This window comes from Herbidospora sp. NBRC 101105 (assembly GCF_030269205.1).
GTDB classification, from domain to species: Bacteria; Actinomycetota; Actinomycetes; order Streptosporangiales; family Streptosporangiaceae; genus Herbidospora; species Herbidospora solisilvae.
The window spans coordinates 202,274-215,684 of record NZ_BSSX01000010.1; the positions used below are offsets into that span (position 1 = coordinate 202,274).

1 protein-coding gene (only partly in view) is annotated in these 13,411 nt (G+C 74.6%); it reads left to right on the forward strand.

The whole window is internal to a non-ribosomal peptide synthase/polyketide synthase gene (locus tag QSK34_RS35655) on the forward strand: the coding sequence, 34,203 nt in all, runs 12,925 nt past the left edge and 7,867 nt past the right edge, and what appears here is coding positions 12,926-26,336 (codon 4,309, partial, through codon 8,779, partial); the first codon wholly inside the window starts at position 3. The start codon and the stop codon both lie outside this window.

Genomic DNA, 13,411 nt, shown 5'->3' on the forward strand with positions numbered 1-13,411 from the left:
ACGGCCGTGACCTCGCGCCCGCCCTGCCGTTCCGTGACTTCGTCGCCCAGGCCCGGCTCGGCGTGCCCCGCGAGCACCACGAGCGCTTCTTCGCCGACCTGCTCGGCGACGTGACCGAACCGACGGCGCCGTTCGGCCTGATGAACGTGCACGGCGACGGCGGCGACGTCGGCTCGGCCGTCCTGCCCCTGCCCGGCGACCTCGTGGACGGGCTGCGGGACACCGCCCGCACGCTCGGGGTCAGCCCGGCGACGCTCATGCACGTGGCCTGGGCCCGCGTGTTGTCGGTGGTCTCGCGCCGCGACGACGTGGTGTTCGGCACGCTCCTGTTCGGCCGGATGAACGCCGGCGCCGGCTCCGACCGGGTGCTCGGCCCGTTCATCAACACCCTCCCGGTCCGGGTGCGGACCGGTCGAGTCGGCGTGCGGACGGCCGTGGCGGAGATGCGCTCCCAGCTCGCCGCCCTGCTCCAGCACGAGCACGCGCCCCTCGCGCTGGCCCAGCGGGCCAGCCGCCTGGAGGGCAACACCCCCCTCTTCACGTCCCTGCTCAACTACCGCTACGCCGCCACGACCGGCGGCCGGGAGGTCGAGGGCATCAGGGCGGCGGGGATCCACGAACGGACCAACTACCCGCTGACGATGACCGTGACGGACTGGGGCGGTGGTGGCCTCAGCCTCAACGTGCGCGCGGCGGGCTCGGTGAGCGCGACCGGCGTGACCGTGCTCATGCGGACCGCGCTGGAGAACCTGGTCACGGCGCTGACCTCCGACGACGTCGCCCTCTCGCAGGTGGACGTGCTGGCGGAGGGGGAGCGGGATCGGGTGCTGCGCGGCTGGAACGACACGGCCCGCGAGGTGCCCTCTTCGAGCATCGTGGACCTGATCAACCGGCAGTCCCCTGACGCCTTCGCGGTCGACGGTGAGCTGACCTATGGGGAACTGGACCGCCGGTCGAACCGGCTGGCCCGGCGGTTGCGAGCCGCGGGTGTCGGTCCGGAGTCGATCGTCGGGGTCTGCCTGCCGCGTGGCGCGGAGATGATCACCGCGATCGTGGGCGTGTGGAAGGCGGGCGCGGCCTACCTGCCGGTCGACCCCGGCAATCCCGCTGAGCGGGTGGGTGCGGTGCTGGCCGATGCCGGGGTGGCATGTGTGCTGGCCTGTGCGGAAACCCGGCATCTGGTCCCCACCGGGATGGAGATCGTCGAGCTCACTGGCATGTGGGATTCCGTGGTGTCGGCCTCTGCGGGGACCGAGGATGAGCCGGGCCTTGCCGTGGAGGATTCGGCGGTTTCGGTCTCTGCGGGGACCGGGGATGGGTCGGGCCGTTCGGGCGTGCGGGATTCGGTGGTGCCGGTCTCTGCGGGGAGCGGGGGTGAGTCGGGCCTTTCGGGCGAGGAGGGTCCGCTCAGCGTCCGGGTGGAGCCGGATTCGCTGGCGTATGTGATCTACACCTCGGGGTCGACGGGCACTCCGAAGGGGGTCGCGGTCAGCCATCGCGGCTTGGTCAACCTCGTCGAGGTGTTCGGGCCTCTGCTGGGTGCGGGGCCGGGTGTGGGGGTGTTGCAGTTCGCCTCGTTCGGGTTCGACGCCTCGGTGCTGGATGTCGCGGTGGCGCTGGCGACCGGTTCGACGTTGGTCATCGCGGATGAGGGCAGGCGGGCGCAGCCTGAGCGGTTGCGGGAGCTGACCGGGGTGGGGGCGGCCAGTGTGGTTCCCTCGCTGCTCAACGTGCTGGACCCGGCCGACTTCTCGCACATCGGCCCGATCCTGGTGGGTGCGGAGGGCATCACCGAGACCGTCGCCCGCCGCTGGGCTCACGGCCGGCGGCTGGTGCACGCTTATGGGCCGACCGAGGCCACGGTCATCGTCGCGGCGGGTGAGGTCGAGGCTGATGAGGAGGGGCCGATCTCGTTCGGGCGGCCGATCGCCAACTCGCGGCTGTATCTGCTTGATGACCGGCTCGCGCCGGTTCCGCCGGAGGTCGCGGGGGAGGTGTATGTCGCCGGGTTGGGTCTGGCGCGCGGGTATGTCGCCAGGTCGGGCATGACCGCCGAGCGGTTCGTGGCCTCGCCCTTCGCGGCGGGGGAGCGCATGTACCGTACCGGCGACCTGGCGAAGTGGACCCCGGACGGCCGGCTGATCTTCCAGGGCCGCGCCGACGACCAGGTCAAGATCCGCGGCTTCCGCATCGAACCAGGCGAGGTCGCCGCCGTCCTGCTGAAGAGTCCGGATGTCGCGCAGGCCGCCGTGATCGCCCGGGACGACCAGTTGATCGCCTATGTGGTGGGCCGGACGGACGGGCTCAGGGAGTTCGCCGCCGAGCGGCTGCCTGACTACATGGTCCCGGCGGCGTTCGTCGGGCTCGACGAGCTGCCGCTCACCCCCAACGGCAAGCTCGACCGCCGCGCCCTGCCCGCCCCCGAGTTCGCGAGCGCGGGCCGGCCGCCCGCGACCGTGCAGGAGGAGATCCTTTGCGGGGAGTTCGCGCAGCTCCTGGGCCTGGAGTCGGTCGGCGTCGACGACGACTTCTTCGAGTTCGGCGGGCACTCGCTGCTCGTGGCGCGCCTGGTGTCGCGGATCCGGGTCGTCCTGGGTGTCGAGGTGCCGTTGTGGATGGTGTTCGAGGCGCCCACGGTGGCGGGGCTGGCGGCGCGGCTGGCCGAGACGGGGCGGGCCAGGGAGCAGCTCGCTCCCCGGCCCCGGCCGGAGCGGGTTCCGCTGTCGTTCGCGCAGCGGCGTCTGTGGTTCCTGTCGCGGCTCGACGGGCCGAACACGGTCTACAACGTGCCGACCACGGTCCGGTTGTCCGGCTCGCTCGACGTCGAGGCGCTCGACGCGGCGTTGCGCGACGTGATCGTCCGGCACGAGTCGCTGCGGACCGTCTTCCCGTCGGTGGACGGGGAGCCCTACCAGCGGGTCATCGAGCCGGAGGAGCTCGATTGGGCCCTGTCCGTCGATCCCGCCGGGACCGGGAACGAGCCGTTCGACCTGACCAGCGAGGTGCCGATCAGGGCGGCCCTCTTCACGAACGGGCCGGGCGACCACGTTCTCGTCGTGACCCTCCATCACATCGCGGGTGACGGCTGGTCGTCCGGCCCGCTCGCCCGTGACCTGTCCACGGCCTACGCCGCACGCGTCGAGGGCCGGGCCCCCGAGTGGGCGCCGCTGCCGGTCCAGTACGCCGACTACACCCTCTGGCAGCGCGACCTCCTCTCCGGCGACCTGCTGACCGAGCAGGTCGGCTACTGGCGCAGGGCCCTGGCCGGGATACCCGAGGAGCTCACGCTGCCCGCCGACCGGCCCCGGCCCGCCGTCGCCGGGCACACCGGGCACCGGGTCGCCGCCTGGATCCCCGCCGAGACCCACCGGCGGCTGGCCGACCTCGCGCGGGCCGAGGGCGTCACCGTCTTCATGGCGCTGCAGGCCGCGCTCGCGGTGACCCTGTCGCGGACCGGCGCGGGGACCGACATCCCGATCGGCTCGGCGGTCGCGGGGCGGACCGACGCGGCCCTCGACGATCTGGTCGGGTTCTTCGTGAACACGCTGGTCGTCCGGACCGACCTGGCCCGCGACCCGCGGTTCCGGCAGGTGCTCGGCCGGGTCAGGGAGGCGAGCCTCGGCGCGCTGGCCAACCAGGACGTGCCGTTCGAGCGGCTGGTCGAGGAGCTCGCCCCGCAGCGCTCGCTGGCCCGCCACCCGCTGTTCCAGGTCATGCTGACGCTTCAGAACACCGCCAGGGCCGGGCTCGCGCTGCCCGGTACGGCCGTGCGTGACGGCGCCGCCGACCTCACCGGCACGACCACGGCCCGGTTCGACCTCGACGTGACGCTGTCGGAGACGTTCGACGACCGGGGCCGTCCGGCCGGGCTGCGCGGATCCGTGATCGGCTCGGCCGACCTCTTCGACGCCGAGTCGGTCGCGGTGTTCGCCCGCCGGCTGACCCGGGTGATCGAGCAGGTGACCGGCGACCCCGACGTGCGGCTCCACGCGGTCGACGTGCTCGACGACCGGGAACGCGACCAGGTGCTGCACGTCTGGAACGACACCGCCGCCGACGTCCCGGACACCGACGTCGTGGCGATGGTCGAGCGGCAGGCCGCGCTGGTCCCCGGCGCGGTCGCCGTGGTCGCCGACGGCGAGAGCCTGACCTACGCCGACCTCGACGCGCGGGCCAACCGCCTGGCCAACCGGCTGCGCGGCCAGGGTGTGGGCGCCGAGTCGCTGGTCGCGCTGCGGCTGCCGCGCGGCGCCGACATGGTCGTGGCGATCCTGGGCGTCTGGAAGGCCGGGGCGGCGTACCTGCCGATCGACCCCGCCAACCCGGCCGAACGGGTGGCGGCGGTGCTGGCCGACGCGGCGCCCGCCTGCGTGCTCACCCCGGCCGACCTGCGTGACCTGCCCCTGGACGACACCCGGCCGGACGTGGCGATCGACCTCCGCGGGCTCGCGTACGTGATCTACACCTCGGGGTCGACGGGCACGCCGAAGGGCGTCGCGGTCGCCCACCGGGGCCTGGTCAACCTGGTGTCGGTCTTCGGGCCGATCCTCGGTGTCGAGCCCGGCGCCGGCATGCTGCAGTTCGCCTCGTTCGGGTTCGACGCCTCCGTGCTCGACGTCGCGGTGGCGCTCACCCACGGCGCGGCGTTGTGGGTGGCCGACGAGCCCCGGCGCCGCCAGCCCGAACGGCTCGGCGAGCTGACCGGGGTGACCGCCGCGAGCGTGGTGCCGTCGCTGCTCGGCGTGCTCGACCCGGTTCGGCTGCCGCAGGTGGAGACCATCCTGGTGGGCGCCGAGGCGATCGGCACGGAGACCGCGCGGGCCTGGTCGCGGGGCCGGGCGCTGATCAACACCTACGGCCCGACGGAGGCCACGGTCATGGTGGCGGCCTCCCCGGTCGACCCCGACCGGCCCGGCCCGGTGCCGTTCGGCCGCCCGATCGCCAACACCCGGCTGTTCGTGCTGGACGACGGGCTCGGGCCCGTCCCGGCCGGGGTCGCGGGTGAGGTGTACGTCGCCGGGGTGCAACTGGCGCGCGGGTACGCCGGGCGGCCGGGGCTGACGGCGGAGCGCTTCGTGGCCTGCCCGTTCGGGTCGGGCGGGCGCATGTACCGTACCGGCGACCTGGCGAAGTGGACCCGGGACGGCCAGCTCGTCTTCCTGGGCCGGGCCGACGACCAGGTGAAGGTGCGCGGGTTCCGGGTGGAGCCCGGCGAGGTCGCCGCCGTTCTGCAGGGTCATCCGGGCGTCTCGCAGGCCGCCGTCGTCGCCCGTGACGGCAACCTGGTCGCCTACGTCGTCGGCGAGGCCGACGGCCTGCGGGAGTTCACCGCCGAACGGCTGCCCGACTACATGGTCCCGGCGGCGTTCGTCGGGCTCGACGCGCTGCCGCTCACCCCCAACGGCAAGCTCGACCGCCGCGCCCTGCCCGAACCCGTGTTCGCCGCCGGATCGGGCCGGGCCCCCGAGTCGGCCCGCGAGGAGCGGCTCTGCGCCGCGTTCGCCGAGGTGCTGGGCCTGGAGACGGTCGGCGTCGACGACGACTTCTTCCGCCTCGGGGGGCACTCCCTGCTGGCGGTACGGCTGGTCGAGGTGCTGCGGGCGCACGGCGTCCCGGTGTCGGTCCGGGCGCTGTTCGAGTCGCCGACCCCGGCGGGCCTGGCCCGCGCCGCCGCCCCCGGACGGCCGGAGGCGACGGCCCCGCTCGCCGACCTGACCGAGGCCGAACGGGAGCGGGTCGTCGCCACGGTCGAGGGCGGCGCGGCCAACCTGGCCGACGTCTACCCGCTCGCCCCGCTCCAGGAGGGCCTGCTCTTCCACCACCTCCTCGCCGGGGACGGCGCCGACGCCTACGTCACCATGCACGTGCTCGACTTCGACGGCCGCGCCCGCCTCGACGCCTTCGCCGGCGCGCTGCGGCAGGTCGTGGCCCGGCACGACATCTACCGGACCGCCGTCGTCTGGGCAGGACTGCGCGAACCCGTCCAGGCCGTGTGGCGGGACGCCGCCCTGCCGGTCGTCGAGCACGGGCCCCAGGAGTCGGGCGCCGCGTTCGCCCGCGCCGTCGGCGCCGTGATGGACCTCGGCCGGGCGCCCCTGATGGACCTGCACGTCGCCCCCGCGGCCGACGGGCACTGGTTGGGCCTGCTCCGGATGCACCACATGATCGCCGATCACCAGGGCACGGACGTGCTGGTCAGGGAGTTGCGGGCCATCATCGACGGCGAGGAGCCGCCGCCCGCGCCGCCGTTCCGCGACTTCGTCGCCCAGGCCCGCGGCGGGGTGTCCCGCGAGGAGCACGAACGGTTCTTCGCCGACCTGCTCGGCGACGTCACCGAGCCGACCGCCCCCTTCGGCGTGCTCGACGTGCACGGCGACGGCGGCGACGCGGTCTCCGCGCTGGTCCCGGTGCCCGCCGAAACCGTCGCGGCGCTCCGCGAGAGGGCGCGGAATCTCGGCGTCAGCGTGGCGACGATCATGCATGTGGCCTGGGCGCGGGTGTTGTCGGTCGTGTCGGGCCGCGACGACGTGGTCTTCGGCACGGTGTTGTTCGGGCGGATGAACGCGGGCGAGGGTTCCGACCGGGTGGTCGGGCCGTTCATCAACACCCTTCCGGTACGGGTGCGTTCCGGTCGTGCCGGGATCACGCAGGCCGTGGGGGAGATGCGGGCGCAACTTGCCGGCTTGCTCGAACACGAGCACGCGCCGCTGGCCCTGGCCCAGCAGGCCGCCGGCCTGGAGGGGAACACGCCGCTGTTCACCTCGTTGTTCAACTACCGGCACATGGCGCGGCAGGGCGAGCCCCGGCAGGCGCTGGAAGGGGTGCGGACCGCCTACATCCGCGAGCGCACCAACTATCCGGTGTCGGTGTCCGTCAACGACCTCGGCGCGGCCGGGCTCAGCCTCAGCGTCGAGACCGTCACCGCCATCGACCCCGGCCTCATCGGCCGCCTGCTCGTCACCGCCCTCGGCGACCTCCTCGCCGCGGCCCCGGACACCCCGCTGGCCCGCGTGAAGGTCCTCGACGCCGACGATCACCACACGGTCGTGCGCCGCTGGAACGCCACCGAGGCGCCGGCCGGACCCGCCACGGTGCTCGACCTGATCCCGCGCACCGACGCCGTCGCCGTCGACACGGGCGACGCCCGCATCACGTACCGGGAACTGCACGAACGGGCCGACCGGCTGGCCCGTCACCTGCGCGCCCAAGGGGCCGGTCCGGAGTCGGTGGTCGGGCTGTCGCTCCCCGACGCCGCCGACATGGTCACCGCGATGCTGGGCGTGTGGAAGGCGGGCGCGGCCTACCTGCCGATCGACCCGGCGCTGCCGGAGGCGCGGGTCTCCTTCCTGGTCGCCGACAGCGGCGCCTCGCCGGTGCTCACCACCCTGCCGGACCTCGGCGACGAACCGGTGGCCGCGCCGGACGTGCCCGTCGGGCGGGCCGGGCTGGCCTACGTGATCTACACCTCCGGCTCCACCGGCACGCCCAAGGGCGTGGCCGTCACCCACGGCGGCCTGGTGAACACGATCGCCGCGCAGCGCGAGCGGTTCGCGGTCGGCGCGGAATCGCGGGTGCTCCAGTTCGCCTCGTTCGGGTTCGACGCGGCCGTCTCCGAGGTCCTCATGGCGCTGACCGCCGGGGCCGTCCTGGTGCCGGCCGGAGGACGGCTCGACGGGCTGCCCGGCCTGATCGCCGACCGGGCGGTGACGCACGTGACGCTGCCGCCCGCCGTGCTGGCCGGCCTCGACGACCTCCCCGCCACGGTGGAGACCGTCGTGGTCGGCGGCGAGGCGCTCCCGCCCGCGCTGGTGGCCCGCTGGGCGCCCGGCCGACGTCTGGTCAACGCCTACGGGCCCACGGAGATGACCGTCGACGCCACGATCAGCCGCCCCCTGGACGCCGCCTCCGCCGTCGTACCGATCGGCACTCCCATCGCCAACACCCGCGCCTACGTGCTGGACGCCGCGCTCAACCCGGTGCCGCCCGGGGTGACCGGCGAGCTCTACACGACCGGACCAGGCCTGGCCCGGGGCTACGCCGGCCGTCCCGGCATGACCGCCGAACGGTTCACGGCCTCCCCGTTCGACCCCGGCCTGCGGATTTACCGGACGGGCGACCTGGCATGGTGGACGCCCGAAGGTGAGCTGGTGTTCGCGGGCCGGGCCGACGACCAGGTGAAGCTGCGCGGGTTCCGGATCGAGCCCGGCGAGGTGGAGGCCGTCCTGCTGACGGCTCCCGGCGTGAGCGCGGCGGCGGTGGCCGTGCGCGACGAGCGGCTGATCGCCTACGTCGTGGGAGAGACCGGCGGCCTTCGCCGGTTCGCCGCCGCGCGCCTGCCCGCGCACCTCGTCCCGGCCGACGTCGTGCCGCTCGGCGCGCTGCCGCTGACCCCGAACGGGAAGCTCGACCGCCGCGCGTTGCCCGCCCCCGGCACCCCGGCAGGCGGCGGCCGGGCGCCCTCGACGCCCCGCGAGGAGGTGCTGGCGGGGATCTTCGCCCAGGTCCTCGGCCGTGAGTCGGTCGGCGTCGACGACGGGTTCTTCGACCTCGGCGGCCACTCGCTGCTGGCCGTCCGGCTGCTGTCGCGCCTGCGGGCGGTGATGGGCGTGGAGGTGCCGCTGCGGACCCTCTTCGAGGCGCCGAGCGTGGCCGCGCTGGCGGCGCGGCTGGCCGACACCGGGGCGGCCCGCCCGCCGATCCGGCCGGTCGCCAGGCCCGGCCGCATCCCGTTGTCGTTCGCGCAGCGACGGCTCTGGTTCCTGGGACAGCTCGACGGGCCGACCACGACGTACAACATCCCGCTGGTCACCCGGCTCACCGGCGAGGTCGACGCCACCGCGCTGAACGCCGCCCTGCTCGACGTCATCGGACGCCACGAGTCGCTCCGCACCGTCTTCCCCTCGGTCGACGGGGAGCCCTACCAGCGCATCCTCGACCTCGGCGAGCTCGACTGGGCGCTGCGGCTGGAGGACTCGGACGACGTCGACGCGGTCACCGCCCACACGTTCGACCTGGCCGCCGAGATCCCGATCCGGGCGTGGCTGCTGCGGGGGCGGACCCTCGTCGTGCTGACCCACCACATCGCCACCGACGGCTGGTCGAACGCCCCCTTCTCCCGCGACCTGGCCACCGCCTACGCCGCCCGCATCGAGGGCCGGGCCCCCGAGTGGGCGCCGCTGCCGGTCCAGTACGCCGACTACGCCCTGTGGCAGCGCGAGACGCTCGGCGAGGAGACCCTCGCCGCGCAGGTCGCCCACTGGCGGGAGGCGCTCGCCGGCGTCCCGCAGGAGCTCGACCTGCCCTACGACCGGCCGCGTCCCGCCGAGCCCGGCCACAAGGGGCACGGTGTGCCCGTGGACATCCCGGCCGACCTGCACCGCCGCCTGATCGACGTGGCGCGGGCGGAGGGCGCGACCCTGTTCATGGTCCTGCACACCGCCCTCGCCGCGGCGCTGTCGCGGCTCGGCGCCGGGACCGACATCCCGATCGGCGTCGCCGTGGCCGGACGCTCCGACGAGGCGCTGGAGGAACTCGTCGGGTTCTTCGTCAACACCCTGGTCGTCCGGGCCGACCTGTCCGGCGACCCGACCCTCGGCACGCTGCTCGGCCGGGTCAGGGCGGCCGGGATGGCGGCGTACGAGCACCAGGACGTGCCGTTCGAGCGGCTCGTCGAGGAGCTCGCGCCCGACCGGTCGGCGGCGCGGCACCCGCTGTTCCAGATCGTGTTCGCGCTGCAGAACGTCGTCGGCACGGGGGAGACCCGGCCCGCGGGCGGCGCCTCGGCGGTCAAGTTCGACCTCGACGTGCTCGTCGACGAGGTCACCGACCCCCAAGGAGCCCCTGCGGGGGTGCGCGGGGTGATCGTGGGCGCGGCCGACCTGTTCGACCCCGCGACCGTCGAGCGGATCGTGCGGGCGTGGCGGCACGTGCTGGAGACGATGACCGGCGACCTCGGCGTGCGGCTCAGCGGGGTCGACGTCGCCGACCCCGGCGAGCGCGAGCGCATCGCCCGCGACTGGAGCCGCGGGCCCCTCGTCGGCGGGCCTGAGACGGTCCCCGACCGGTTCGAGGCGCAGGCCGCCCGCACCCCCGACGCCCTCGCCCTGGTCGGGCCGGGCTTCGCGGCGACGTACCGGGACCTGGACGAACAGGCCAACCGGCTGGCCCACCACCTCGTCGGCCTCGGAGTGGGGCCGGAGTCGGCCGTCGGCGTGGCGGTGGCGGGCGGGCCCGGGGTCGTGGCGGCCTGGCTCGGGGTGCTCAAGGCCGGGGGCGCGTACGTGCCCGTCAACACCGCCTACCCGGCCGAACGGGTCGCCCTGATGCTGCGCGACTCCGGCGCGGTCGCGGTGATCGCCGACGCGCCCACCGAGGACTTCGGGCTGCCGGTCGTGACGCTCGGCGACCCGGCCGTGCTCGCCGCGCCCGCCACCCCGCCCGCGCGGAACCTGCTCCCCGGGCATCCGGCCCACGTCGTCTACACCTCGGGCTCGACCGGCGTTCCGAAGGGCGCCGTCATCCTCCACCAGGGCGTCGACCGGGTCGCCCGGCACGTGGACGTCACCCCCGGCGACGTCGTCAGCCAGCTGGCCTCGGTGTCGTTCGACGCCGCCACGCTGGAGGTCTGGGGCGCGCTGCTCAACGGCGCCACCCTCGCGATCCCGCCGGCGGACGAGGCGTCCCCCGCCGAGCTGCGCGACTTCATGGGAACCTTCGGCGTCACCACCGCCTGGCTGACCGCCGGCCTGTTCCACGAGGTCGTCGACGGCGACGTCGGCGCGCTCGCCGGACTGCGCGAGATCTGGGCCGGCGGCGACGTGCTGTCGCCCGCCCACTGCGCCCGCGTGCTGGCCGAACTGCCCGGCACCGTGCTCACCAACGTGTACGGCCCGACCGAGTGCACCGTCTTCACCACCACGGGCCCGGTCGGCCCCGACGGCCTCGACGGCGGCGTCTCCATCGGCCGCCCGGTCGCCAACGGCGGCGTGCACGTCCTCGACGGGCACCTGCGCCCCGTCCCGGCCGGTGTTCCCGGAGAGCTCTACGTCACCGGCGCCGGCCTGGCCCGCGGCTACGTCGGCCGTCCAGCCTTCACCGCCGAACGTTTCGTCGCCTGCCCCGCAGAGCCCGGCGAGCGCATGTACCGTACCGGCGACCGGGTGAAGTGGACCGCCGACGGCCGGCTCGCCTTCCTCGGCCGTGCGGACGACCAGGTGAAGATCCGCGGCTTCCGGGTCGAGCCCGGCGAGGTCGAGGCCGCCCTCCTGGCCTCGGCCGACGTCGTGTCGGCCGCCGTCGTCGCCCGGGACGGCCACCTGGTCGCCTACGTGGTGCCGGAGAGCCCCCGCGACGACCTCCCCTCCGAGTTGCGGGACCACCTCGCCGGACGGCTGCCCGCCTACGCGGTGCCGTCGGCCGTCGTCCTGCTCGACCGGCTCCCGCTGACCGTCAACGGCAAGCTCGACCGCCGCGCCCTGCCCGCCCCCGAGTTCACCACCACGGCCGGACGCCGCCCGGCGACGCCCGGCGAGGAGATCCTGGCCGGTGCGTTCGCCGACGTCCTGGGCCGCGAGTCGGTCGGCGTCGACGACGACTTCTTCCGGCTCGGCGGCCACTCGCTCCTCGCCGCACGCCTGGTGTCCCGCATCCGGACCCTGCTCGGCGTCGAACTCCCCCTCCGCGCCCTGTTCGAGACGCCGACCGCGGCCGGGCTGGCCGCCCGGCTGCCGGGTTCGGGCACCGCCCGCCCGCCCGTACGGGCGGCGGCCCGTCCCGAGCGGATCCCGCTGTCGTTCGCCCAGCGGCGGCTCTGGTTCCTCGACCAGATCGAGGGCCCGAACGCGACCTACAACATCCCGCTCGTGGCCCGCCTGACCGGCGACCTGGACGTGGCCGCGCTGAACGCGGCCCTGCGCGACGTGATCGGCCGGCACGAGTCGCTGCGCACCGTCTTCCCGTCGGTGGACGGCGAGCCGTACCAGCGGGTCCTGGACCTGGACGACCTCGACTGGGCCCTCGAACTGGCGGATGCGGAGGACGTGGCCGCGGCGACCTCCCACACCTTCGACCTGGCGAACGAGGTCCCGATCCGGGCGTGGCTGTTCGGCGGCCGGATCCTCGTCGTGGTGATCCACCACATCGCGGGCGACGGCTGGTCGATGGGCCCGTTCGGCCGCGACCTGTCCACCGCCTACGCGTCGCGTGTCACCGGCGTGGCGCCACGCTTCGAACCGCTCCCCGTCCAGTACGCCGACTACGCCCTCTGGCAGCACGACCTGCTGGGCGAGACCGAACTCGCCGCCCAGATCTCCTACTGGCGCGACGCCCTGGCCGGCGCCCCCGAGGAGCTGACCCTGCCCGCGGATCGCCCGCGCCCCCTGGTGAGCAGCCACGCCGGCCACACGGTGTCGGTGCGCGTCCCCGCCGAAGTGCACGAACGGCTGGCCTCGCTGGCCCGCGCCGAGGGCGCGACGGTGTTCATGGCCCTGCAGGCGGCGCTGGCGGTGACGCTGTCGCGTCTCGGCGCCGGGACCGACATCCCGATCGGCACGGTCGTGGCCGGGCGGACCGACGAGGCGCTCGACGGCCTGGTCGGCTTCTTCGTGAACACCCTGGTCGTCCGGGCCGACCTGTCCGGCGACCCGGCCTTCGCGGACGTCCTCCACCGGGTCAGGGAGGCGAGCCTCGGAGCGCTGGCGCACCAGGACGTCCCCTTCGAGCGCCTGGTCGAGAGCCTGGCGCCCGCCCGGTCGCTGGCGCGGCATCCCCTGTTCCAGGTCGCGCTGACGTTGCAGAACGTCGAGCGGGCCGGGGTGGAGCTCCCGGGCGTCACGGTCGGCGGGGCGGGCGTGGGCGGCGGCGTCGCGGCGGCCAAGTTCGACCTCGACCTGGCCCTGGTGGAGACCTTCGACGAGGAGGGGCGGCCCGACGGCCTGCGCGGCTCGGTGACCGCGGCGACCGACCTGTTCGACGCCACGACGACCGAGAGCCTGGTCGCCCGGTTCCTGCGGGTGCTGGAACGGGTGACGGCGGAACCGGATGTGCGGGTTCACGCGGTGGACGTGCTGGAGGAGGGGGAGCGGGAGCGGGTGCTGCGCGGCTGGAACGACACGGCGCGCGAGGTGGCCTCTTCGAGCATCGTGGACCTGATCACTCGGCAGTCCCCTGACGCTTTCGCGGTCGAGGGTGAGCTGACCTACGGCGAGTTGGATCGCCGGTCGAACCGGCTGGCGCGGCGCCTGCAGACCTTGAACGTCGGTCCGGAGTCGATCGTCGGGGTCTGTCTGCCGCGTGGCGCGGAGATGATCATCGCGATCGTGGGCGTGTGGAAGGCGGGCGCGGCCTACCTGCCCGTCGACCCTGGCAATCCGGCTGAGCGGGTGGGTGCGGTGCTGGCCGATGCCGGGGTGGC